24 protein-coding genes are annotated in these 23789 nt (G+C 38.7%); 19 read left to right on the forward strand and 5 right to left on the reverse strand.

From position 1 onward, the window contains the following. Window positions 1-94 precede the first annotated feature (94 nt). Window positions 95-1774, reverse strand: a complete 1680-nt coding sequence (gene ilvD, locus FA727_RS02295; protein ID WP_194138498.1) for a dihydroxy-acid dehydratase — start codon at window positions 1772-1774, stop codon at window positions 95-97. A 208-nt stretch (window positions 1775-1982) separates the two neighbouring features. Here ilvD and FA727_RS02300 point away from each other — a divergent pair, with 208 nt between their 5' ends. The 4 genes from FA727_RS02300 to FA727_RS02315 all read left to right on the forward strand — a co-directional run bounded on the left by FA727_RS02300 (window position 1983) and on the right by FA727_RS02315 (window position 4527). After that, window positions 1983-2579, forward strand: a complete 597-nt coding sequence (locus FA727_RS02300) for a DUF1836 domain-containing protein (RefSeq protein ID WP_136829113.1) — start codon at window positions 1983-1985, stop codon at window positions 2577-2579. Continuing rightward, window positions 2576-3214 carry a PAQR family membrane homeostasis protein TrhA gene (gene trhA / locus FA727_RS02305; protein WP_136829114.1) on the forward strand — a complete coding sequence of 213 codons (639 nt, stop codon included), beginning with the start codon at window positions 2576-2578 and terminating at the stop codon, window positions 3212-3214. The genes FA727_RS02300 and trhA (FA727_RS02305) overlap by 4 nt, the downstream gene beginning before the upstream one ends. An 81-nt stretch (window positions 3215-3295) precedes the next feature. After that, window positions 3296-3598 (forward strand): iron-sulfur cluster assembly accessory protein, encoded by a 303-nt coding sequence (locus FA727_RS02310; protein ID WP_126408360.1) that lies wholly within the window; start codon window positions 3296-3298, stop codon window positions 3596-3598. A gap of 137 nt (window positions 3599-3735) precedes the next feature. Next, entirely contained in the window at window positions 3736-4527 is a 792-nt protein-coding gene (locus FA727_RS02315; RefSeq protein WP_136829115.1) for a GNAT family N-acetyltransferase, read from the forward strand. Window positions 4528-4685: 158 nt separating this feature from the next. On the opposite strand, the gene FA727_RS02320 is transcribed toward FA727_RS02315, so the two are convergent. The 3 genes from FA727_RS02320 to FA727_RS02330 all read right to left on the reverse strand — a co-directional run bounded on the left by FA727_RS02320 (window position 4686) and on the right by FA727_RS02330 (window position 8024). Continuing rightward, complete coding sequence (locus FA727_RS02320) at window positions 4686-6143, reverse strand: aldehyde dehydrogenase family protein (RefSeq protein WP_136829116.1); 1458 nt, start codon at window positions 6141-6143, stop codon at window positions 4686-4688. Between the two features lie 142 nt (window positions 6144-6285). Continuing rightward, window positions 6286-7221, reverse strand: a complete 936-nt coding sequence (locus FA727_RS02325; protein WP_136829117.1) for an amidohydrolase family protein — start codon at window positions 7219-7221, stop codon at window positions 6286-6288. A 20-nt stretch (window positions 7222-7241) separates the two neighbouring features. Then, a complete protein-coding gene (locus tag FA727_RS02330; RefSeq protein WP_136829118.1) occupies window positions 7242-8024 on the reverse strand; it encodes an IclR family transcriptional regulator in 783 nt (260 codons plus the stop codon). Window positions 8025-8286: 262 nt separating this feature from the next. On the opposite strand from FA727_RS02330, the gene FA727_RS02335 reads away from it, so the two are divergent. The 15 genes from FA727_RS02335 (at window position 8287) to FA727_RS02405 (ending at window position 22807) form a co-directional block, all read left to right on the forward strand. Beyond that, entirely contained in the window at window positions 8287-9750 is a 1464-nt protein-coding gene (locus tag FA727_RS02335) for an aldehyde dehydrogenase (RefSeq protein ID WP_136829119.1), read from the forward strand. A gap of 23 nt (window positions 9751-9773) precedes the next feature. Further along, window positions 9774-10550 (forward strand): 2-keto-4-pentenoate hydratase, encoded by a 777-nt coding sequence (locus FA727_RS02340; RefSeq protein WP_136829120.1) that lies wholly within the window; start codon window positions 9774-9776, stop codon window positions 10548-10550. A gap of 24 nt (window positions 10551-10574) precedes the next feature. After that, window positions 10575-11462: an acetaldehyde dehydrogenase (acetylating) gene (locus tag FA727_RS02345; protein WP_136829121.1), complete on the forward strand. Its 888-nt coding sequence runs from the start codon at window positions 10575-10577 to the stop codon at window positions 11460-11462. 22 nt (window positions 11463-11484) lie between these two features. Next, a complete protein-coding gene (gene dmpG, locus FA727_RS02350) occupies window positions 11485-12495 on the forward strand; it encodes a 4-hydroxy-2-oxovalerate aldolase (protein WP_136829122.1) in 1011 nt (336 codons plus the stop codon). A 42-nt stretch (window positions 12496-12537) separates the two neighbouring features. After that, on the forward strand, window positions 12538-13326 hold the full coding sequence (locus FA727_RS02355) for a 2-keto-4-pentenoate hydratase (protein ID WP_136829123.1): 789 nt from the start codon (window positions 12538-12540) through the stop codon (window positions 13324-13326). 26 nt (window positions 13327-13352) lie between these two features. Further along, window positions 13353-13538, forward strand: a complete 186-nt coding sequence (locus FA727_RS02360) for a 4-oxalocrotonate tautomerase (RefSeq protein WP_136829124.1) — start codon at window positions 13353-13355, stop codon at window positions 13536-13538. 105 nt (window positions 13539-13643) lie between these two features. Further along, window positions 13644-14492 carry a DODA-type extradiol aromatic ring-opening family dioxygenase gene (locus FA727_RS02365; RefSeq protein WP_136829125.1) on the forward strand — a complete coding sequence of 283 codons (849 nt, stop codon included), beginning with the start codon at window positions 13644-13646 and terminating at the stop codon, window positions 14490-14492. 69 nt (window positions 14493-14561) lie between these two features. Continuing rightward, window positions 14562-15737: a 4-hydroxybenzoate 3-monooxygenase gene (locus FA727_RS02370; protein WP_136829126.1), complete on the forward strand. Its 1176-nt coding sequence runs from the start codon at window positions 14562-14564 to the stop codon at window positions 15735-15737. A gap of 196 nt (window positions 15738-15933) precedes the next feature. After that, a complete protein-coding gene (locus FA727_RS02375; protein ID WP_136829127.1) occupies window positions 15934-17001 on the forward strand; it encodes a TRAP transporter substrate-binding protein in 1068 nt (355 codons plus the stop codon). Window positions 17002-17023: 22 nt separating this feature from the next. Next, window positions 17024-17596, forward strand: a complete 573-nt coding sequence (locus tag FA727_RS02380) for a TRAP transporter small permease (RefSeq protein ID WP_136829128.1) — start codon at window positions 17024-17026, stop codon at window positions 17594-17596. Continuing rightward, a complete protein-coding gene (locus tag FA727_RS02385; RefSeq protein WP_136829129.1) occupies window positions 17586-18890 on the forward strand; it encodes a TRAP transporter large permease in 1305 nt (434 codons plus the stop codon). Before FA727_RS02380 ends, FA727_RS02385 begins: the two co-directional genes overlap by 11 nt. Before the next feature lie 12 nt (window positions 18891-18902). After that, a complete protein-coding gene (locus FA727_RS02390) occupies window positions 18903-20252 on the forward strand; it encodes an aromatic ring-hydroxylating oxygenase subunit alpha (protein ID WP_136829130.1) in 1350 nt (449 codons plus the stop codon). Then, entirely contained in the window at window positions 20249-20773 is a 525-nt protein-coding gene (locus FA727_RS02395) for an aromatic-ring-hydroxylating dioxygenase subunit beta (RefSeq protein ID WP_136829131.1), read from the forward strand. The genes FA727_RS02390 and FA727_RS02395 overlap by 4 nt, the downstream gene beginning before the upstream one ends. A gap of 223 nt (window positions 20774-20996) precedes the next feature. Then, window positions 20997-21638, forward strand: a complete 642-nt coding sequence (locus tag FA727_RS02400) for a 5-bromo-4-chloroindolyl phosphate hydrolysis family protein (RefSeq protein WP_136829132.1) — start codon at window positions 20997-20999, stop codon at window positions 21636-21638. After that, the gene (locus tag FA727_RS02405) at window positions 21635-22807 is read left to right on the forward strand and encodes a toxic anion resistance protein (protein WP_136829133.1); all 1173 of its coding nucleotides are present in this window, start codon (window positions 21635-21637) and stop codon (window positions 22805-22807) included. The genes FA727_RS02400 and FA727_RS02405 overlap by 4 nt, the downstream gene beginning before the upstream one ends. Before the next feature lie 302 nt (window positions 22808-23109). Here FA727_RS02405 and trhA (FA727_RS02410) read toward each other — a convergent pair whose 3' ends face one another. Further along, window positions 23110-23757 carry a PAQR family membrane homeostasis protein TrhA gene (trhA, locus tag FA727_RS02410; protein ID WP_136829134.1) on the reverse strand — a complete coding sequence of 216 codons (648 nt, stop codon included), beginning with the start codon at window positions 23755-23757 and terminating at the stop codon, window positions 23110-23112. Window positions 23758-23789 lie beyond the last annotated feature (32 nt).

Genomic DNA, 23789 nt, shown 5'->3' on the forward strand with positions numbered 1-23789 from the left:
GTGTGGTGCTCTTGGACCGTTTTTAATGACATATCTACAAAGAAGCTCTTCAAACAAGAAAAGAGACGAACTAAGTTCGCCTCCATACTAAGAATTAAACCTTCATTACGCCACCAGTACTTGCATTTGTAACAAGCTTAGAATAGCGAGCTAAATAACCTTTTTTCACTTTTGGCTCAAAACCTTGCCAATTTGCTCTGCGTTTTTCCAATTCTTCATCAGAAACCTCTAATGTGATCTTACGGTTATTCAAATCAAGCTCGATAATGTCTCCGTTTTCTACGAAGGCAATTGGACCACCTTCGGCTGCTTCAGGGGAGATATGTCCGATAGAAATTCCTCGTGATGCACCAGAGAAACGACCATCTGTAATAAGTCCGACCTTTGCGCCTAGACCTCGTCCTACGATTTGAGATGTTGGGGCAAGCATCTCAGGCATACCTGGTCCGCCTTTTGGTCCTTCGTAACGGATAACAACAACATCGCCTTCTTTTACTTTGCCAGTGATAATGCCAGACAATGCGTCCTCTTGGGAATCAAAGCAGATAGCTGGTCCGCGATGGTAACCGCCAACGACTGGATCAACTGCTCCGACTTTAATAACAGAACCTTCTGGAGCAAGGTTGCCAAATAAAACAGCAAGCCCCCCTTTTTCAGAGTGAGGATTATCTAATGGGCGAATGACATCCTGATCAAGAATGTCGCATCCTGCTACATTTTCTTTTAACGTTTTCCCGGTTACTGTTAAACAATCTCCATTCATTGCGCCTGGTTTTTTCAATACTTCATTGATGATGGCACTTACGCCACCCGCATTATGAACATCCTCGATATGATAGCTGGATGCAGGAGCAATTTTGGCCAAATGAGGCACGCGAGCGGCGATTTCATTAATGCGCTCAAGTGAATATTCAATTTCAGCTTCATGAGCTAAGGCTAGTGTGTGTAAAACTGTATTCGTTGAACCACCCATTGCCATGTCCAATGCGAAAGCATTGTCAATTGCGTCAATCGTAACTATATCCCGTGGTTTGATGTCTTTTTCGATTAGTGTCATTAATTGTTTTGCTGATTTCTTCACAAATTCCTTGCGTTCTTCTGCGACCGCTAAAATTGTACCGTTACCTGGTAGGGCCAGTCCAAGACCTTCAGCTAAGCAGTTCATCGAGTTCGCTGTGAACATACCTGAACATGAACCACAGGAAGGGCAGGCTACTTGCTCTATTTCTGTTAATCTAGCTTCATCAATTTTACCAGCTTGGAATGCACCAACACCTTCGAATACAGATGTTAAATCTAGTGCATTGCCCTGACTATCTACACCAGCCTTCATCGGACCGCCGCTGACAACGATAGTAGGAATATTAACGCGAAGGGCAGCCATTAACATTCCAGGTGTAATCTTGTCACAGTTCGGGATACATACCATACCATCGAACCAGTGGGCAGCTACAACGGTTTCTACCGAGTCAGCAATGATTTCACGACTTGGAAGAGAGTATCGCATTCCGATATGTCCCATTGCGATTCCGTCATCGACACCGATTGTATTCATTTCAAAAGGTACGCCACCAGCTTCACGTATGGCGTCTTTGACAATCTTTCCGAACTCTTGCAAGTGTACATGTCCTGGAACAATATCAATATATGAATTTACTACTGCAATAAATGGTTTATCAAAATCCTCTTCAGAAACGCCAGCAGCTCGGAGTAAGCTTCGGTGAGGCGCACGATCAAATCCACTTTTAATCATATTACTTCTTAATTCAGCCAACTTAACTCCCTCTCTCTTTTTGTGCAAATTTTTAAACTTTTTCATATTTTAACATTATTTAGAGGAAAGTGATAGGATTTTTGCTTCAATGCTTTTATTCATAAAAGTTTTACATGGTTTTGGAAACTACATATTACATTCTTCACATTTACATAAGGTGGTTTATAGGGTAATATAAGGTTGAAGCTAAATGAAATGAGGTTTTTTGATGGAAAAGTTAGAAAAGTTTATTGAAAGTTTAAATTTACAAAATCAGATTTCGCTTATAGATGTTCCAGAAATTGATTTATATATGGACCAGGTTATTCAATTGTTTGAAAATAAATTTAAAGACTCCATTCGCAATGATGATGAAAAAATACTGACTAAAACAATGATTAATAATTATGCGAAGTCAAAATTATTTTTCCCGATTAAAAATAAGAAGTACTCGAAGGAACATTTATTGCTTATTAGTCTTATTTATCAATTAAAGGGTGCGCTATCGATTCATGATATTAAGGAGACCTTTAAGGGTATAAATAGAATGATGGCTGAGGACGAAAGCTTTAAACTTGATCGCTTCTATAGTAGCTATTTAGAGCTTTGTAATAGTAACGTCGCTAATTTCAAGGAAGATATAAAGGAAAGAGTGAAAGAGGCAAATTCGGAAGTGATGGATTTGGAGACGAATGAACCGGAATATCTCGAAAAGGTATTATTAATTTCGTCACTTGTTAATGTGAGTAACCTATACCGAAGGGCTGCTGAACAGTTGGTTGATGAAATTATAGAAATTGAAGATGGAAGGAAGGAGAAGAATTGAGCGAAACACATACGTTTACAAAAGGTGAAGAAATTGCTAATGCGATAACCCATGGAATTGGGGCGATACTTAGCATTGTTGCTCTTGTATTATTGATTGTCACTTCAGCGATACACGGTACATCATGGCATATAGTTAGCTTTACTCTTTTTGGATGTTCGATGCTGTTAATGTACACATGCTCAACGATGTTGCATAGTCTGCCAGCGGGAAAAGCGAAGGATATTTTTGAAATCCTTGATCATTCGTCCATCTACTACTTTATTGCTGGAACGTATACTCCATTCTTATTTCTCATCATCCAAGGATGGTTAGGTTGGACGATTTTTGGAATTGTGTGGGGACTTGCGATAGCAGGGACGGTTTTCAAGTCCTTTTTTGCGAAAAAATTTGTTTTCTATTCGACCCTTCTCTATGTCTTAATGGGATGGTTGATCGTATTTGCATGGAAACCGATCTATCATAATCTTCATTCAAATGGCATTGCCCTTCTTGTAGTTGGCGGCCTACTGTATACCTTGGGTTCTGTTTTTTACGTATGGAGAGGTTTTAAATTCCATCACACCCTTTGGCATTTATTTGTGATCGGTGGAAGCATGGCTCATTTCTTCTGTGTGTACCTCTATTTAATTTAAGTTTGAGCAAGTTTTTAGGTTTGTCATCTGTTTGCTGTATAATAATAGAGGTTAGGAATTTTACGTATGGAGGAATTTTTCATGAACGTTAAAATCAATAAAAATGCAGCAAAAGTTCTGAAGGAAATGCTAGCATCTGAAGAAGCAGAAGGTAAAATGATTCGCGTCTACATTACGCATATGCATGGCGACCATGCTCATTATGATCTAAAGCTTGATACTCCAACAGAGCACGATGAAATTGTTAAGACAGATAAGGATGTTGAAATCCTTGTTGATAAGCGCGAAGAGTTTTTAGACGGCGTATGGATTAAATATTTCTATGTTCCACAAGAACAATTTGAAATTACGAATCCTTCTAAGGATCATCACCACCATCACTAAGAATGGACGAGCCCTTGCATGTTGCAGGGGCTTTTATTGTCTTTTTAAAAGGGGTCTTTGTGTGTTTTGTGAAAATTTTCCACCCATTTATTTTGAAATTTTGGTAAAATAGAAAAATTAAGGGGAGGAGATTTTTCATGATTAGAAGATTAACGAATAGAGACCATGAACAATGCTTTGCACTAGTAAACTCTCAGCCTGCTGAAAACCTTTTTATCATTGGAGATATAGAGGCTTACGGGTATGATAAGGATTTTCAAAAAGTATGGGGAGATTTTAATGAGGCCGGAGAATTAATTGCAGTTCTATTAAAATATGAAAATAACTATATCCCATTTGCGACTGGAGATTTCAATGCAAAAGGGTTTGCAGAAATTATGGATGCGGATTCTGATTTTTATTTTATGTCAGGTTTAAAAGACATTACCGGTAAAATCGAGCCATTTGTTAAAAAGGCTATGGTTCGAAAAAGACAGACGTACTACGCAAAGTGTACGAACCTTTCGGCACATGACGTGAATGTATCGTTTGTAAAGCAAGCCATCCCAGACGATGCTGAAGCTCTTGTGGAAATTCTTAACAGCATTCCTGAATTTAGTGATTCCACTATTACTGTGGAAAGAAAGCGTAGGGGATTAGAGGACGGCACATCGAGAACGTTTTTTGTAGAAGAGGATGGGAAAATGGTTTCAACTGCGTCAACTGGAGCTGAGAATTCTACATCTGCGATGGTTGTGGGTGTTGCAACATTGGATAATTACAAGAAAAAAGGCTATGCATCAGCATGTATGTTGAAGCTTTGCGGGGTCCTTTTGAATGAAGGAAAAGAGCTCTGCTTGTTTTATGATAATCCATCAGCGGGAGCAATTTATAAGAGAATTGGCTTCCAAGATATCGGGTTTTGGATGATGTATACATTTGAACATTGATGAATATTCTGGTGATGTATTTGAGGGGATTGAATTATACGGCTTAGAAGATGAGAGTTACAACAATCTCTTTGAAAGTACCATAAACACAAAAAGGGCCACCCCGATGTAAGGGTGAGCCCTTATTTCATTTACTTACCACCATTGTCATATCGTTATTAAAATGGAAATTGCCGTTCCTTCATTTGAACAGACACCCATTTTGTTACAGTGAATTCCTCTACTACCCAAGGATTTCCGAAGCGTCCTAAACCACTTGCTTTATTTCCTCCAAAAGGGATATGTGGAGCATCATTTACAGTTTGATCATTGATATGAGTCATTCCAGCATCGATTTGTAGAGCTAACTCTTCACCTTTTTTCAAGTCGCACGTGAAAATGGATGAGCTTAAACCATAATCAGTATCGCTTGCTAGAGCAATCGCCTCTTCGTCTGTAGCGGCCTTAATGATTGTCGCAATCGGAGCAAATAACTCTGTTTGTGCAAGTTTGCTAGAGTTATCAACATTGGTAAGCACACACGGAGTAAGGACGTTCCCAACACGTTTTCCTTCAAGAGCAACCGTTGCTCCTTCGCGTTTTGCTTCTTCCACATTAAATAAGGCTTTTTCCAGCTGATGTTCATTAATTAGAGGTCCAATGACAGTTGACGGGTCACTTGGATCACCGTACGGGAGAGATTTTGCTCGTTCTACAAATTTTTCAACAAAAAGCTCGTATTTGTCTTGATGGACAATGAAACGATTGATGATCATGCAAATTTGTCCTTGGTGAATAAATTTGCCAAAAATAGCAGCGTTTACAGCTTGGTCTACGTCAGCGTCTGATAAGACGACGAATGGGCTGTTGCCACCAAGCTCAAGAGAAACACGTTTTAAATTCTGTCCTGCGATACCACCAATATGGCGTCCTACAGCCGAAGACCCAGTAAAGCTAATGAGCTTAGGAATCGGATTTATTAGCATGCCATCGCCAATTTCCTCGATATCGGTAAGAACAACATTTAAGACACCTTTTGGTAATCCCGCTGCTTCAAACGCTTTGGCGATAATAGAACCACCCGAAAGTCCGACTTGAATATCTGGTTTATGAACAACGCTATTTCCAAGGGCAATGGCCGGTACGATGGTTCTCAATGATAAGTTTAATGGAAAGTTAAAAGGTGAAATCGATGAAATAACGCCCAATGGCAAACGATAAATATGATTCAGTTTTTCATCTGTCCCCGCTACTTCACGAACCTTGTAAATTTCATCAACGTATTTAAAAGATTCTTCAAGAATTTCTAAGGCGAGATGATGTTCGACATGACATTTTAAGACGGTACCACCAGTTTCACGGATTAGTGTTTGTATAATTTCCTCCTGATTGTCCTTTAAATACTGAGTAACTTTGTGGAGAACTTCCTTTCTTTCTACCACTGTAGAGTTGGCCCATTTTTTCTGAGCCGCTTCTGCAATTTTAAAGGCTACTTCGAGTTGTTCGCTAGTGGCCAGACGGACAGAAGTAACAACAGAACGATCATATGGATTTAAGATATCATATGTCCTCGTGCTTTTTCCCTTAGTCCACTCTCCGTTAATAAAGCTTTTGTTCATAACTCCAACTGCTTGCATAACAAAACTCCCTTCTAATGAAATGGTAACGCTTTCAAGTATGCCTAGCAATTATCTGATTACCCCAAATCATATCAAGGGTGAATATTTACCGTAAACCTAGCTGTTGCATTATATGAAACGACTAAAAAATCTATTGTATTTATTTTAATAGGGTAAGAGCTCCCTTTTCCCCCATATTCTCTGGTGGCCATACGCAAAGATCAAATGGATAGTCCGAACCAGGAACGACTCTTTCTTCACCAACAATTTTTATCAGAAAATCGAGGCTATCTTTATTCCATAATACTGAGTCGTACCAAAAACGATTTAAGTATTCAGAAGGCCGTGCCTGTAAATTCGCAGATACAAGTTCCCATTGTTCAAATCCTTTATCTAGTCTGCCAATTTGGTAGGGGAGGAGTCCGCCGCCGTGAGCAAATAGAATCTTAACCTTCGGGAAGCGGTCAATAAGTCCACTTAATATGAGATCAGTTGCACAAACAGTCGTTTCCCATGGCACACCGATTAAATTTGGCATCATTCTTCTTTTTAAGCGTGGATCCTCACAAAGGAGAGGGTGAATGAACACGATTGCTTCTAATCGGTTTGCTTCCTCGAAAAATGGTATGAAAAAGTCATCCGATAACATATGTCCCTTAAGTCCCGGACCGATGATTACACCTTTTAGTCCTAAATTCATGGCTTCGTTTAAGATTTGTGCGGCTCTGTCTGGATTTGTAAATGGAACAGTTCCTAATGCTGAGATATTGTCAGAATATGTGTGGGATAAGTTTGCCAAAGATTGATTGTAAACCTTTGATAGATCGGTTGTAATATCTAAGGAGAATTCATACATGAACAATTGAGGGATGGGTGAAATCATTGAATGTGTGACACCTACAGTTTCTTGTTCTTGTAAAAAAAGTAGTTTGTCAATAAAGGTTTGCTTTAGTTCAAATCCCCATTTTCCATTTACTACAAGAAACTCATTATTGCCTTCCTCTTTTTTAACCCATTTGGTATTCACTTTTTGTTGATGTTCCTTTATCCATGTAAGAACATCTTCAGGGATAAAATGAGTGTGGAAATCGTACATAACAACATTCCCTTCATTTGTTATTTTCGTGGATAATATCCCATGCGTTCAGAGACATCCATTGCAGCTTGAATAACTCTTTTTGAAAGGCTTGGAATTTTATTGGCTTGAATTCTTTGTTTTGGTCCTACGACAGAAAGAGCGGCAATCACTTTTCCTTTGTAGTCATAAATAGGAGCAGCTATTGAATTCACACCCTCGAGAAATTCTTCAATGCTGTGAGCATATCCATCATGTCTAATTTTTTTGAGGTGAAGGAGGAGATTCTCGGGTTCTGTAATTGTATTTTTGTTAAATTTCTTTAAACCTTTGCTGATAACACTTTCAACTATTTTATCATTTGAGAAGGCAAGTAATACTTTTCCAGAGCTCGTGCAGTATGGTGGGTTCCGTTTTCCTACATGTGTTAAGAACCTGACAGGGTGGTTACACTCAACTTTATTTAAGTAGATGACCTCAAGATTATCCAATACGGAAATATGAGCTGTTTCCCCGATGTTTTCTACCAGTCTATTTAAAACTGGCTGTGATTCACGGTACACATCCATATGACTATTAACAATTCCACTTAAAGAAAGGATAGAGAGCCCCAATCGATATTTTTTCGTTTCCGGGTCTTTGAATACAAAGCCTTCACTAGCAAGGGTGCTCATCGTGCGACTAACGGTACTTTTATTTAGTCCGAGAGTGGCTGATAGGTCAGATATCTTTTTTTCTGGTTCATCCATGGTAAAGCTTTTTAAAATTCGTAGTGCATTTTTAACAGAGGAAAGATGATTGTCATCTCGCTCCATTAAGGTCATAAACATTCCTCCTTTTTGGCGCTATATAGTAACCTTTGTTTCTATAGTGGAAATATAGCAGAGATTAAAAATAAAATAAAGAACTTTTTAAATATTATGATATTTATATCAACATGCCTACGGTACAGCATTTTTTACCTTTTAAAAAAAATATTCTACGTTGCATATAGAGCAACTAGTACATTGAATAAGAATTTTGCAAACGTTAACATAATCTTTAGAAAATGCAGAAAAAACCACAATGTTAAGGAGGACTATCTTCATGAAAGTAGAAACTAAAGTACAAGCAATCAATTGTTTACATTTTATTAATGGACATTTTGTAGATTCTCAGAATAAAAAAATCTTTGAAAATATCAATCCTGCCACAGAAGAAGTATTGGGCACAGTTGCAGAAGGTGGCAAAGAGGAAGTTGATTTTGCTGTAAGAGCAGCGAGAAGAGCACTAAATGGTCCATGGAAAACAATGACCCTAACGGAGCGTTCTAAAATTATCCGTAAGATTGGTGACCTGATTCTTGAAAGGCAAGAAGAATTAGCCAGATTAGAATCACTAGATACAGGTAAACCAGAGTGGTTAGCCAATAAAATTGATATACCAAGAGCAGCTTACAATTTTCATTTTTTTGCAGATTATATGATTTCGGTTGGAACAGAAGCTTACCAGCAGGATGATCAGGCGCTGCACTATTCCTACCGACGTCCTGTTGGTGTAGTAGGAATTATTAAACCTTGGAATTTACCACTACTGCTTCTTACATGGAAGCTTGCACCATGTTTGGCGATGGGAAATACTGCGGTTATCAAACCGGCAGAATGGACTCCAATGACTGCAACCGTCTTAATGGAAATTTGTAAAGAAGCAGGAGTTCCAGACGGTGTTGTAAATCTTGTTCATGGATTTGGTCCAAGTTCAGCAGGAGGAGCTATTTCTGAGCATCCAGATATTGATGCGATTTCTTTTATCGGTGAACCTAGTACAGGTACAGCGATTATGAAATCGGCGGCTGATTCTTTGAAAAAGCTTTCCTATGAGTTAGGCGGTAAGAATCCTAATATCATTTTTGCAGACAGTGATTTGGATGATGTCATCGAAACGACGCTTCGCTCTAGCTTTATTAATCAAGGAGAGGTTTGTCTTTGTGGTTCTCGATTATACGTAGAGCGTCCAATATTTGACGAATTTGTTCAAAGATTTGTAGAGGCAACAAAAGAGTTGAAGGTTGGAGATCCATTGAAAAAGGATTCAAACGTAGGTGCATTAGTGAGCAAGGAGCATTATGACCGTGTTATGAGCTATGTTGAGATTGCGAAGAAAGAAGGTGGAACCATCCACACTGGAGGAAAGCGCCCAGAAGGTCTTGAAAAAGGTTACTTCCTTGAGCCAACGATTATTACAGGATTAGATCGAAATTCCCGTTGTGTACGAGAAGAAATTTTTGGTCCAGTGGTTACGATTTCTCCGTTTGATATGGAGGAAGAGGTAATCATGCAAGCGAATGATACCCATTATGGGCTAAGTGCAACAATCTGGACGACCAATTTAAAGAAGGCACATCGGGTGGCCCATCAAATCGAAGCAGGAATTATTTGGGTCAATACTTGGTTTTTACGTGATCTCAGAACTCCGTTTGGTGGTATGAAACACAGTGGTATTGGCAGAACAGGCGGTATGCATAGTCTTGATTTTTATTCAGAACTTTCGAATATCACGATTAAATTATAGGTTTCAGAAGGGATGGATGAATATTGTCTGAAAAAATTTTTCAATACGCCAAGCAACTAGCTGAAGCAGAAGAAACGAAAATCGGGATTTCTCCTATTTCTGAGATGGATGCGGAATTATCAATTCAGGAAGCATATGCCATTCAACTTGAGAATATCCATCGGAAGCTTGAGCAGGGACAAAAGGTTGTTGGGAAGAAAATAGGCCTAACCTCACTAGCTATGCAAAACTTACTTGGTGTAAGCGAGCCAGACTATGGTCATTTGTTAGATAGAATGGTTGTGGAAAACGGAGGGAAGATTTCCCTTGATAAGGTCATGCAACCGAAAGTCGAAGGGGAAATTGCTTTTATTCTCAAGAATGATTTAAAGGGACCTAATGTTACCACATTAGATGTCCTTCAAGCAACTGAATACGTCATACCCGCACTCGAGATAGTCGACAGTCGTATTCAAGATTGGAAAATTAAATTATCTGATACTGTTGCAGATAATGCATCTTCTGGCTTTTATGTACTTGGAGGAAAGCCTTCAAAAATTGATGAGGTTGACCTTAGATTAATTGGAATGGTCCTATCTAAGAATGGGGAAATCGTAAACACTGGAGTCGGGGCTGCAGCCTTGGGAAATCCTGCGAGTTGTGTTGCGTGGCTAGCCAATAAATTATCCGAATTTGATATTTCTTTACGAGCGGGAGAAGTGATTTTATCAGGTGCGCTATCAGCCGCTGTGGAAGCAAGGGCAGGAGACGCCTTTACAGCCAAATTTGCTCATCTTGGGGAAGTGAGCGTTCGTTTTTGATAGATACGTAGAAAGGGGAGGCTTATGAACAAAGTAAAGGTAGCTGTACTAGGATCGGGGAATATCGGAACAGATTTGATGCTTAAACTTAGACGTTCAGAAATATTGGAATTGACGACTGTCATCGGGATTGACCCAAATTCTGATGGTTTGAAAATGGCGAGAGAATTTGGTTTTGAAACGATTGATACAGGTATCAAAGGATTTTTAGAAAAACCGGAACTCGCTGATATTGTTTTTGATGCAACTTCAGCAAAGGCACATATTCGCCATGCAAAGTTGCTTCGTGATGCTGGAAAGAAAGTGCTTGATTTGACGCCAGCTGCTGTTGGACCTTTTGTGGTTCCTTCGGTGAATATAAGCGAGCATCTTGATGCTGACAATATCAATTTAATTACTTGTGGAGGTCAAGCGACGATTCCAATTGTTCATGCCATCAATCGAGTTCAACAAGTTGAATATGCGGAAATTGTGGCGACTATTTCGAGCAAAAGTGCTGGCCCCGGAACTAGAGCAAATATTGATGAATTTACACAAACGACTGCGCGTGGAATTGAAAAAATAGGCCGGGCCAAAAAAGGGAAAGCGATCATTATTCTAAATCCTGCAGAACCTCCTATTATTATGCGGGATACGATTCACGTATTGCTAGAAGACCAAGTAGTTGATGAAGAGCGAATTATTACATCTGTCAATGAAATGGCTGTTCAGGTTCAATCGTATGTGCCAGGATATCGCTTAAGACAACGGCCATTTTTTGATGGGAATCGAGTGACTGTATTCATCGAAGTCGAAGGCGCTGGAGATTATTTGCCGAAGTACTCAGGAAACTTAGATATTATGACGGCTGCTTCAGTAAAGGTTGCAGAAGAATGGGCAAAGCATAAGATTTCAAAGGTAACTTTGATCTAAGGAGAGGAGTTGTTGAACAGGAATGGAATCACATAGGGACGTACTTATTACAGAAGTAGCATTACGGGATGGAAGTCATGCCATTCGTCACCAATTTACTGTTGACCAAGTGGTAGCTGTTGCAAAGGGTTTAGATGAAGCGAATGTCCCGTATATCGAAGTATCACATGGTGATGGATTGGGCGGATCCTCTCTTCAATACGGTTTATCTTTGACCAACGAGATGGAACTAATTGAAGCTGCTGCTTCAGTTGTAAAAAATGCTAAGATCGCTGTACTCCTTTTACCTGGGATTGGCACTATGCCCGAACTAAAAGAAGCTGCTAGTCTAGGAGCTAAAATGGCTAGAATTGCAACCCATGTAACCGAAGCAGATGTCTCTCCACAGCATATTTCGCTTGCTAAAGAACTTGGTCTTGAAACGGTAGGATTTCTTATGATGTCACATATGGCTCCTACTGCAAAATTAGTAGAACAAGCGAAATTGATGGAAAGCTATGGAGCAGATACTGTTTACGTCGTCGACTCTGCAGGTGCTCTTTTGCCATATCAAGTAAAGGAAAGGATTAGAGGACTAAAGGATGCCTTAACGATTAATGTTGGATTTCATGCCCACAATAATTTATCTCTAGCTATGGCTAATACGCTAGCAGCGATTGAAGAGGGATCCACTCGAATCGATGGTAGTATTCGTTGCTTAGGAGCCGGTGCGGGAAATACACAAACAGAAGTATTGGTGTCAGTCCTTGATAAATTAGGTATTCAAACCGGAATTGATATTTATAAAATGATGGATATTGCTGAGAATATCGTTGCGCCAATTCTTGAAAAGCCACAGGAAATTACGAAAGATAGCCTTGTCTTAGGATATGCTGGAGTCTACTCTAGTTTTCTATTACATGCGCAAAGAGCTTCAGAAAGGTTTGGCATTGATTCAAGGGATATTTTAATTGAACTAGGTAAAAGAAATGTTGTTGGCGGACAGGAAGATATGATTTTAGACGTTGCTGCAGAGCTGGCAAATGCAAAATAAATAGAGTTTGATTTTTACACCGTTGCCTAAAGGAGGAAAAGGATGAATAACGCTCTCTATAAGGATATTGCCAAACATTTAGTCTCAGCGGAAATCGAAAAGAGGGAAATTGAAAAGGTCACATCCACGATGAAACAAGACCTTACCGTTGAGGAAGCTTACTTTGTCCAAGAGGAGCTTGTGAAATTTAAGCTCGAAGATGGAAGACGAATCATTGGACCGAAAATGGGGTTAACAAGTCAAGCGAAAATGCAACAAATGGGTGTAAATGAACCGATCTATGGATACGTCTTTGACTATATGTTAATTGACGATGGTGGGAAAGTTTCACTTAAAGACTTAATCCATCCGAAAGCAGAAGCAGAGATTGCTTTTGTAATTGGTGAAGATATTGAGGGACCGGGGGTTACAGGTACTCAAGTTTTAGCGAAAACGGATTATGTGCTACCAGCTCTCGAAATTATCGACAGCCGCTACGAAAATTTTAATTTTACATTGCCCGATGTCATAGCTGATAATGCCTCTACCTCTAGAGTTGTGTTTGGGACATCGTTAAAAAAGCCTGAACTATTTGAGCTAGATGTAGTTGGTGGTGTTTTAACTATTAATGGAGAAATTAAAGATCTTGGAGCAGGAGCTGCTGTGCTAGGACATCCTGCTAATTCCATTGCGAGGCTTGCGAATATGTTGGCAAGAAAAGGTGAAAAAGTGAAAAAGGGCGATATCATTTTAACGGGTGCAATTACAGGAGCTGTGAAGCTACAGAATGGAGATTCTGTAAGTGCCAAATTTGATGGCTTAGGTGAAGTTTCTTTTACTGTAGTTGAATAACTTTCATAAGAAAGGAATAAGAGCATATGCCCATTATCAATGTACAGTTACTAGAAGGTCGGTCTGAAGAGAAAATTGCAGAAGTAATTCAAAATATCACGAATACGGTTTCAGAAACTTTGGATTCACCAAAAGAGAATATTCGTGTTATTGTGACAGAAATACCGAAAACGCATTGGGGAAAAGCTGGTAAACCAATGTCACAAAAGTAATTTTCAAGCAATGAAAGATAAACCATAGCCAAGCTCCGACAAAGTGGAAACATATAATAACTGTAATGGTTTATCTTTCAAATTTATAAGGGAGGGATATGAATAATGACGATTGAGTTAAGTTTATTGGCCCCGCATGTACCAAGCATTTGTCATGAAGATCAGGCACCCGAGTTTCAGAAGGATATGGTCGCTTCCATGAAGGGACTGGCGAAAAAAATCGCAAGCATTGAGCCTGATGTAGTGGTACTAGTTTCTTGTCATTGGCCGTCAACTTTTTTCCATTATGTAGACTGTACTCCAGAGCATAAAGGGATCTTAACTGCATTTGAGGCACCAGATTTGATTAAGGACGTCCCTTATCATTATCCAGGAGATTCAGAATTAGCAAATGAACTTGTTAAAGCAGGTGAGGATGCTGGACTTCAAGTACAAGGTGTAAATGATCCCTATTATATTTGGGACTACGGGACAGTTGTTCCTTTGAGATATCTAGTTCCAAATGAAGATATTCCTGTTATTAATTTATCAGTAACGTTAGCAGCTAGCTTAGAAGAGACGTATAAATGGGGGCAAGAGATCGCCAAGGTTTTGAGAGAAAGCGATAAGAAAGTCATTTTTGTTTCAAGTGGCGCCCTTTCTCACAATTTAGTAAGAGGCAGACATAATAAACCTACGGTATCTGAGCATGCGTTGGATAAAGAATTTATAGATTTCATCATTAAAAAAGATTATCAGTCAGCATATGAAATGCTTCCTCAATATGCACGCCTTGCAAAGGTTGAATCAGGTGGCAGACATTTAGCGATGCTTTTTAGCATGATTGAGGATGGATGGGAACCAACTTATTTTGCCGATGGTCAGTCCTCGGGTAGCTGGAATGCTTTAATTGCCTTCGGAGCAAAAGAGACGGTACGTTTTGTGACAGAAGCAGACGTTGAATTTGTGAAGTAAAGAACTTGAAAGCGCTTAATAAAATTATGGCTGTATCACCTTTTTACAGTAATAAAAGGGGGTGGATAGATGCGTACAAAGGTTGGGATAATTGGATCTGGACCGGCGGGTTTGATGCTTTCGCATCTTCTGCATCTTCAAGGAATTGAATCGATTGTTTTGGAGAACCGTTCAAGGAAAGAAATAGAAGAAACCATTCGTGCTGGTGTCCTAGAACAAGGGACGGTTGATCTCTTGAAGGAGACAGGGGTTGCTGATCGGTTATTGAAGGAAGGTTTTCTTCATCATGGAATCGAATTGCAATTTAGGGGTAGAAGGCATCGAATCAATATGAATGAACTTACAGGTGGAAAAAGCATCACTGTATATGCCCAACATGAGGTGATTAAGGACTTAGTTGCCACACGTCTCCAAGATGGGGGACAGATCCTTTTTGATGTAAGGGATGTTAGATTACTAGATATTGAGACTTCTTCACCAAAGATTCGATTCCAAAAAGATGGGGTAGAGGAAGAAATTGAGTGTGATTTTATCGCTGGTTGTGGTGGCTACCATGGCCCAAGTCGAAAAGCGATTCCAGAACAAGTGCGGAAAGAATTTAAACATACGTATCCATTTAGTTGGTTAGGTATTTTAGCTGAAGCACTACCTTCAAATCCTGAATTGATTTACAGTAATCACGAGACTGGATTCGCCCTTATTAGCACAAGGTCTTCTGATATTCAACGTTATTATCTTCAGGTGGAGCCAACAGACATAATCGAGAATTGGTCGGAAGACAGGATTTGGACCGAGCTGCATAGACGAGTCGATCTAAATGATTGGAAGCTAAATGATGGTCCTATTATACAAAAAAATATCGTTCCAATGAGGAGTTTTATTTGTGAAACGATGCAATATGGACGGCTCTATCTAGCGGGTGATGCTGCACATATCGTTCCGCCAACAGGGGCAAAAGGACTTAATTTGGCCGTGGCGGATGTTCAAGTATTATCAAAGGCACTGACGAATTTTTACCATGAACAAGAAACAGAACTTCTTACTCAATACTCTAAAATTTGTACAAGGCACGTGTGGAAAGCACAACGCTTTTCTGCGTGGATGACCAGAATGCTCCATCGAAATTTTGACCATTCTCCTTTTGAATATGGTCTTCAACTTGCAGAATTAGACCTCGTGACATCCTCTGCTTCAGCAGCAAAAAGTCTTGCTGAACAATATGTTGGTTTACCTCTAGAGTATTAAAAGCATAAAAAAATTTCATCTGTTGCATATATAGAAACTGTGTTGTTGTCCTGGAGTTACTGACTCTATATGATACAAGAAAGTTAAGACTTAATATTGGTAAATAATCAATGGGGAGTGAGGAGGGTGCATTCTTTTACGAAATGAAAGCGTTTTATTGTAGTGTGAAGAAGTTTAAAAATCGGGGGGAATAGAAATGTTTAGAACGTGTACTAAATTATCCTTATTATGTCTTACCATACTTAGTATATTAATTTTTACTGCTTGTTCAAATAGTTCTAGTGGAGACGGAGATTCCGCTAGTGGGAACGGTGGAACCGTTGAATTAAAGCTAGGTCATATGAATTCACCAGAACATGTGCAGGACACGGGTGCTATGACGCCGTTTAGTAAGGACGTAGAAGAATTAACAGATGGTCGAGTCAAATTTCAAGTTTATCCAGGTGGAGCTTTAGGTGGACCAACTGATACATTTGATAATATCGTAACGGGGATTATGGATGCCGGTTGGGGGTTGCATGGTTATAATGCTGGGAAATTCACTGTCCATACAGTTTTGCAATTGCCTTTCTTAGCTGATGGAACTGCGGCTGAACTAAGTGTAGTAGCTCAAAAGCTATACGATACCTTCCCGGAAATTCAGGAGGAATACACAGATGTTAAGCCATTATGGATTCACGCCGCTGATCCTTATGCGATCATTACGAAAGGAAAAGCAGTTAGAAGCTTTGAAGATGTAAAAGGCTTAAAACTTAGAACTCCATCAGTAGAAGCAGGGAATATGATTGAATCTTGGGGAGCTACTCCAGTCTCACTGCCCGCCCCAGAAATTTATGATGCATTACAAAAAGGTGTAATAGATGGTGGTGTTCTTCCTGTTGCGGCGATTAGAGATTTTAATCTAGCAGATATCGTTGATTATGTAACATTAGGAAACTTCAATACGAGTCTATTCTATGTGGTAATGAATAAAGACAGCTGGAATAAGATTTCTGCTGATGATCAAAAGTTGATTGAAGATGAATTGCTAGGACTACCAATGGCAGAACTTGCTGGTAAAGCATTTGATGAACAGAAAGAAAAAGCAGAACAAGATGCAAAGGCAGCTGGAGTTGAATTTATTACTTTGCCTGATGATGAGTTAAATAAATTCAAAAATAATGCTGAGGGTGTAACCGAAAAATGGTTAACTGATATGGAAGCAAAAGGAATCGACGGACAAAAGATTTATGATGAAACGGTGAAATTGATCAAAGGAAAATAGTATGAACAATTGAGGTGATGTTATGAAACCAGAGGTTCAAGAAAGTCAATCGTTGGGAGCTCCTGCTCTCAACGATGTCTCTTTTTCTCAAAAACTGACTGAGAGATTTGAAAAGATTACGTTGTTTATGAATAACGTTTTGCATAAGATTTCTAGTTTTGTATTGTTCATTCTAATGTTTCTAACATTGGCTGATGTTATTGGAAGATATTTTTTCAATAAGCCTATAACAGGAACGTATGAACTTACTGGGTTGGCACTTGCTATTATTATTTTCTTTAGTTTGGGTTCTGCTCAGATTCATAAGGATCATATCGAAATTGATTTCTTAACGAATAAAATGCCTTTGAAGGTACAACATTTTCTAGCTTTACTAGGCTCTTTGATTCTAACTGTTCTCATGGCATTAACCACTTGGCAGCTATATGAATATACGATGAGAATTTTAGTTGGTCATGAAACGAGCGGTGATTTAGGATTACCTTTATATATCTTTTCAGGTCTCACTATAGTTGGAGCGTTTTGTTTTACACTTACCTATCTATTAGATGTATTGAAAACTTTACAAAAGTTGGTGAAAAAGAATGAGTCCTGAACTTATAGGTGTCATAGGTATCTCGCTACTATTAGTACTCATTTTATTAAGAGTTTCAGTAGGGCTTTCTCTATTTCTCGTTGGATTCCTAGGTGTCTCTTGGTTGTCAGATTGGAATGTAGGACTTTCGCAGCTAGGAACATCTGCCTTTGGAACTGCGAAAAACTATAGCTTAAGTGTAATCCCGTTATTCATCCTAATGGGAATGTTTATGTCAAATACAGGTTTAGGAAAAGAGTTATTCCAAGCTGTTGATAAATGGATTGGACATTTTCGAGGTGGTTTAGCCATTGCAACAATTGGTGCAGCATCCATTTTTGCGGCAATTTCAGGGTCATCCAATGCAACAACTGCAACACTTGCTAAAATTACAATTCCTGAAATGAAGGAGTATAACTATAAAACTACTTTTTCAACAGCAGCTGTTGCTGCCGGAGGTACATTAGGAATATTGATACCTCCAAGTGTAATTCTAATTTTGTATGGGGCCTTAACGAACGAGCCGATTGGTCCGCTGTTAATTGGAGGGCTAATTCCAGGGATCATCATGACAATTCTTTTTATGCTAATGATCAATATTCAAGTAAGACTAAATCCATCTATTGCTCCAAGAAAAAAAGAGGTTTCATCTTTTAAAGAAAAGGTTCTATCCTTACGAGGAGTTTGGCCATTTCTTGTCATCTTCTTTATTAGTATTGGTGGCATTTATTTTGGTGTCTTTACACCGAGTGAAGCTGGTGGAATAGGGGCAGTAGGTGCATTTCTATTAACCCTTTTTACAAAAAAATTAAATTGGTCAAAGCTATTATCTTCCCTAGATGAATCGATTCGCTTAACAGTTATGCTCTTTATAATCTTGATTGGTGCTTCATTATTTGGAAAATTTCTAGCATTGAGTCAAATTCCGATGTACTTAACTTCTACAGTAGGAACATTGGATGTTTCACCCTATTTGATCATGGCGATGATTCTTGTTGTTTACTTTATATTAGGGATGTTTATGGAAGGGATTGCGATTATGGTGTTAACCTTGCCAATCGTTTACCCGTTAATTACTCAACTTGGGTTTGATGGTCTTTGGTTTGGCATTATCATGGTCATGGTTCTCAATATTGGGGTGTTGACTCCACCACTTGGATTAAGTGTTTATATCATTAGTGGAGTTGTCAGAGATGTACCGATTGAGAAAATTTTCAAAGGGGTTATCCCGGCAATAGTGACAATGATAGTATTTACAATCATATTGGTTATCTTTCCAGAAATCGTTACGTTTTTACCTAATATGATTAAGTAGAGGAGGTCCCGTATGATCAAGAAGACTCTTGAAGAAAAGGCTTTTAAGCATTTGAAAGAAAAAATGGAGGAAGGGCTATTACCACAGTGGGTTTTAACGGATCCAGATATTTATGAATTGGAGATTGAAAAAATTTTCGGATACTCATGGCAGTTTTTAGGTCATGAAACAGAAATCAAAGAACCAGGAAGTTATGTAACCAGGTGGATGGTTTATGATCCAGTCATTCTTTTGAGAAACCGTAATGGTGAAATTAAGGCGTTTTTAAATTCTTGTACCCACCGTGGAACCCAATTATGTACAGCTGATCGTGGAAATAAGAAAACATTTACATGTCCTTATCACGGTTGGAGCTATAACCTTGATGGGGATTTAATTGGAATTGTCGCAGGAAATAAAGTGTATGGGGAAGAGATGGATAAATCTGAGTGGGGTCTTCGTCCAATTCCAAAGGTTGAATCTTACCAAGGAATGATTTTCGGTAATCTCGACCCGAATGCGGAATCTCTTGAGGATTATTTAGGAGATATGAAATGGTATCTTGATATTTTACTAGGAAGAAGCGGAGGGATGGAAGTTATTGGCCTTCCGCAAAGATGGGTTGCAAAGGCAAATTGGAAAGCGACAACAGAAAACTTTGCTGCTGACCCTTATCATGTTCAAACGACACATCGCTCAACAGTAGAAATGGGAATTAGTCCTGAGGATCCACTCTATGCAGGATATGGGCATCAAGTTGTTATGAAAAATGCTCATGGGATAAATGTTATAACTTCCAAAACAGGGAAGGCGAGAGTGCCATTTCAAGGAACGCCAGATTCGATGTGGCCATTATTCGAACAACATTTAACTCCTGAACAATTAGATATACAGTCAAAAGTAACGGTATTTGTAGGTGGTGTATATCCTAATCTTTCCTTTGTTAGTCCGATTCATGGAACAGAAGGGGATCTCCACAACTACTTGAATTTTAGAATGTGGAGACCGTTATCACCTGAAAAGGTTGAAGTTTGGTGTTGGTTCTTAATCGACAAAGCAATGCCTGAAGAGTATAAACAAGCTGCCTATAAGGGCTATTTAGGTTCTTTTGGTCCGTCTGGCACACTAGAACAGGATGATACCGAAACATGGGCACGTATCGTCGAGGTAAGTAAAGGGTTAATGATGAAGGATAAGGAGCTCAATTACAATAGTGTAAGTAACTATTTAATGGGCTATAAACGAGTGGAGCCTGACGAGAATTTCCCAGGTCCAGGAACTGCCTATCCTACTACTTATATCGATTCTATTGCTCGAAGCATGCATGAAAGATGGTTAGAGTTGATTTCAAAAGACTTATTTGTGAAGGAGGAGTCACGATGAGTTCTGACGTGAAAAAGAAAATCACTCCTGAATTACAAATGGAAATTACGAATCTCTATTATCAAGAGGCCTATTTTCTAGACAATCGGAAATATAAAGAGTGGTTAGAGTTATTCACTGACGATATTAGCTACAAAATGCCGCTACGGGAAACAGTTGAGGGAGTGGGAGTAGAAAATATTGCGGATGACTCTTTCTATTTCGAAGAAACAATAAAATCCTTGTCGACACGGGTAAATCGCTTGTATACAAAATCAGCCTGGGTAGAAAATCCAGCGACAAGACAAAGGCATTTTATAACCAATATCATCATTGAAAGTACAGAGAATCCAAATGAATTCAGGGTAAGAAGTTATTTTCTATTTAAACGAAGCAGAGGATCAACCATTGACATCGAGGAGATGTTTGGAGAGCGTGTTGATAAGGTACGTCTTGAAAATAATCAATGGAAGATTGCCTCCCGCATTGTTTATCCCGATCAATCTGTTATTACAACGATGAACATGAGTATGTTTTTATAAATTGTTTAAAAGAGCGAATCGATGAACTCGGTTGGCTCTTTATTTATTTTTAATAAAATCAGTCTTAGGTCTTAGCATCATTTACATATGGGGTCTATGTCAATCTGTTGGAAGTTTGATATGATAAAAGTTAGAAAAATCGTGTATATATAACTATGGTTGAAACTTTCTTATTATTTTATCGTAATTATATAGAGGATTAAATGTTAGGGGTAGATATTAGATGAATCCATTTCTTTCGTTTGTGTTACGAACGTTAATTGCGATTCCAACGGCGGGCATTGTATGGCTAATCAGCTTTTTTGGATACGATCAATCGATTTTGTTATCAACTACTTTTGCGGTAGCTGGAGGTTTTATTATTTATCTCATTGCTAAAACGATCATGAAGCACCGTTTTCTTAAGAGCCAAGGGCTTACTAGACGTGAATATAAATATATTGAGAAAAATTTAAATGAAGCAAAAAGAAAGATTGACCGCTTAAATAAAGCTCTTTTTTCATTAAAACAATTGACGATGTTAAAACAAAATCTTGAGATTCTCAGAATTACGAGGAAGATCTATCGCATTACGAAAAAAGAACCGAAAAGATTTTACCTTGCTGAGAGATTTTATTTTTACCATTTAGATTCCTTTGTTGAGTTGGCGGAAAAATATTCATTTCTCTCTGCTCAACCTACGAAGAATCTTGACTTAAGATTATCTTTACAAGAAACACGTAAAACAATAGAAGAAATGCGGAACTCATTGGAAAAGGATTTAGACCAAGTCCTTTCAAACGATATTGACCAGCTTCACCTAGAACTTGATGTGGCGAAACGAAATATCAATACAATTCAGGATGAAAGTAGGAGACTAAAATGAGTGGTAAAAACGATTCCCTTTACGGAAATACGAGTAATGTCTTCGACGATTTGTTAGCTAATCCATTTGGTGAACAAAAAGATACGAATGAAGTTTTTCAAGCAACCGAGAAAAAGCCTGTTAAATTGATTGATGTTATCCCTGAAGAAAATCGTGCAAAAGCTTATCAGCTGGCAGAGCAAATTGATCCAAAAAATCATGAAGCAATGATTTCCTATGGTTCTCAGGCACAGGGAAAGCTTTTGTCATTCTCCCATACGATGCTTGAGCATGTTCAAAAGCAGGATGTTGGGGAAATTGGAGAAATCATCAGTAACTTAATGAAGAAATTGAATAGTGTAAGTCCCGATGAGTTAAAAGCAGATAAGCCTTCTTTTTTTGCGAAAATGTTTGGGCGAATTTCAGATTCGATTCAAGAGGTGTTATCGAGATATCAAAAAACCGGCGCACAAATTGATCGCATTAGTGTGCAGTTGGATCGAAGTAAAAACACGCTCTTAAGCGATATTCATTATTTGGAAAAGCTCTATGAAAACAATAAGGATTATTTCAATGCCTTAAATGTGTATATTGCAGCTGGAGAAATTAAGCTAGAAGAGCTGTACGAAAAGACAATACCTGCCATGCGGGCAGACGCTGAAGCTACTCAGGATCAGATGAAATTCCAAGAAGTCAATGATATGATTCAATTCGCTGACCGTCTAGATAAGCGTTTGTATGATTTAAAGTTGAGTAGAGAAATTACGATTCAAAGTGCGCCGCAAATTCGTCTTATCCAAAACACGAATCAAGCTTTGGTGGAAAAAATTCAGTCATCAATCCTTACAGCGATTCCGCTATGGAAAAATCAAGTCGCCATTGCTTTGACTTTAATTAGACAAAGACATGCGATGGAGGCTCAGAAGCAAGTCTCGAAAACAACCAATGAGCTTTTATTAAAGAATGCTGAAATGCTAAAAACGAATACGATTGAAACGGCAAAGGAAAATGAACGAGGACTTGTGGATATCGAAACGTTAAAGAAGACACAAGAAAACTTAATTTCGACTCTTGAAGAAACAATGCGAATTCAGGAGGAAGGCAGACATAAACGTCGCCAAGCAGAATACGAATTAGCGGCGATGGAGAATAACTTAAAACAAAAGCTCCTGATGATTAAGGGAGAGTAATGGGTTTTTCGTGACAGTGTGGGGGGATCGACTGAAGCTATGCGAGTTGGACGTCCAATCTAGTTTGACCGACAAGTTGAGAGAGAATCCGTTCGAATTGACCGGCAAATCAAATTTGTACGCCAAGATAAGAGAGAATCCGACCGAGCTGACCGACAAGTTTAATTTGTGCAATAAGATGAAGTGGATCTATTGAAGCCCTCTATCAAATGTGATATGCAGGACAATAGTGATAGAAAACAAGAAAAGTAGTCCAACAAATATAAAGAAGAAGTTGTCAAATCGACAGCTTCTTCTTCTGTTTACAGAACATACATATAGACACAAAGAAAATGAGCTGTGCTCCCTAGCATAATAAAGATATGAAAAATCTCGTGAAATCCCATATATTCAGATTTTAAGAAGTTTGGTTTTGCTCCATAAATAATCCCGCCGATTGTATAAAAAATACCTCCAAGTACCAACAGGAATAAACCGGTTGAACTTAAAGCATCTGACAAAGGAGAGGCAGCGAAGATGACCATCCAGCCCATTACGATATAAATCATTGTAGATAACCATCTCGGACAATTGAACCAAACCATTTTAAACAGTACGCCAGATAAGGCAAAAAAGGTAATTATCGAGAAGAGAACCCATCCAGTAACTCCATTTAAGCTGATTAAGCAAAACGGAGTGTAGGTCCCTGCGATCAGAACGAAGATCATAGAATGGTCTATTTTTCGTAGAAAGGCAATGACCTTGTCTTTAGCAATGACCATGTGGTAAGTGGCTGATGCAGAGTAGAGTAAAATCATGCTGATTCCAAAGACAATCACGGCTGCGATTGCAAGTCCTGACGAAGTGGTTAGTGCTGCTTTAATAACCATCGCTAATAAGGCGACAAACGATAGAATGGCCCCACTAAGATGGGTTAATCCATTAATAGGTTCACGAATATACTTCAACATAATCATCTCCATGTTTTTATATGTAGTTATTA

The organism is Robertmurraya kyonggiensis, from assembly GCF_005116465.1.
GTDB classification, from domain to species: domain Bacteria; phylum Bacillota; class Bacilli; order Bacillales; family Cytobacillaceae; genus Robertmurraya; species Robertmurraya kyonggiensis.

Bases quoted from the DNA above. Each gene is read 5' to 3' on its own strand.
- FA727_RS02300 (WP_136829113.1), top strand. From the start codon at position 1,983: ATGGAAAAGTTAGAAAAGTTTATTGAAAGTTTAAATTTACAAAATCAG.
- FA727_RS02310 (WP_126408360.1), top strand. From the start codon at position 3,296: ATGAACGTTAAAATCAATAAAAATGCAGCAAAAGTTCTGAAGGAAATG.
- FA727_RS02315 (WP_136829115.1), top strand. From the start codon at position 3,736: ATGATTAGAAGATTAACGAATAGAGACCATGAACAATGCTTTGCACTA.
- FA727_RS02320 (WP_136829116.1), bottom strand. From the start codon at position 6,143: ATGCAAGCAGTTGGAGTTATGAACAAAAGCTTTATTAACGGAGAGTGG.
- FA727_RS02325 (WP_136829117.1), bottom strand. From the start codon at position 7,221: ATGTACGATTTCCACACTCATTTTATCCCTGAAGATGTTCTTACATGG.
- FA727_RS02330 (WP_136829118.1), bottom strand. From the start codon at position 8,024: ATGACCTTAATGGAGCGAGATGACAATCATCTTTCCTCTGTTAAAAAT.
- FA727_RS02335 (WP_136829119.1), top strand. From the start codon at position 8,287: ATGAAAGTAGAAACTAAAGTACAAGCAATCAATTGTTTACATTTTATT.
- FA727_RS02345 (WP_136829121.1), top strand. From the start codon at position 10,575: ATGAACAAAGTAAAGGTAGCTGTACTAGGATCGGGGAATATCGGAACA.
- dmpG (WP_136829122.1), top strand. From the start codon at position 11,485: ATGGAATCACATAGGGACGTACTTATTACAGAAGTAGCATTACGGGAT.
- FA727_RS02355 (WP_136829123.1), top strand. From the start codon at position 12,538: ATGAATAACGCTCTCTATAAGGATATTGCCAAACATTTAGTCTCAGCG.
- FA727_RS02360 (WP_136829124.1), top strand. From the start codon at position 13,353: ATGCCCATTATCAATGTACAGTTACTAGAAGGTCGGTCTGAAGAGAAA.
- FA727_RS02365 (WP_136829125.1), top strand. From the start codon at position 13,644: ATGACGATTGAGTTAAGTTTATTGGCCCCGCATGTACCAAGCATTTGT.
- FA727_RS02370 (WP_136829126.1), top strand. From the start codon at position 14,562: ATGCGTACAAAGGTTGGGATAATTGGATCTGGACCGGCGGGTTTGATG.
- FA727_RS02375 (WP_136829127.1), top strand. From the start codon at position 15,934: ATGTTTAGAACGTGTACTAAATTATCCTTATTATGTCTTACCATACTT.
- FA727_RS02380 (WP_136829128.1), top strand. From the start codon at position 17,024: ATGAAACCAGAGGTTCAAGAAAGTCAATCGTTGGGAGCTCCTGCTCTC.
- FA727_RS02385 (WP_136829129.1), top strand. From the start codon at position 17,586: ATGAGTCCTGAACTTATAGGTGTCATAGGTATCTCGCTACTATTAGTA.
- FA727_RS02390 (WP_136829130.1), top strand. From the start codon at position 18,903: ATGATCAAGAAGACTCTTGAAGAAAAGGCTTTTAAGCATTTGAAAGAA.
- FA727_RS02395 (WP_136829131.1), top strand. From the start codon at position 20,249: ATGAGTTCTGACGTGAAAAAGAAAATCACTCCTGAATTACAAATGGAA.
- FA727_RS02400 (WP_136829132.1), top strand. From the start codon at position 20,997: ATGAATCCATTTCTTTCGTTTGTGTTACGAACGTTAATTGCGATTCCA.
- FA727_RS02405 (WP_136829133.1), top strand. From the start codon at position 21,635: ATGAGTGGTAAAAACGATTCCCTTTACGGAAATACGAGTAATGTCTTC.
- trhA (WP_136829134.1), bottom strand. From the start codon at position 23,757: ATGTTGAAGTATATTCGTGAACCTATTAATGGATTAACCCATCTTAGT.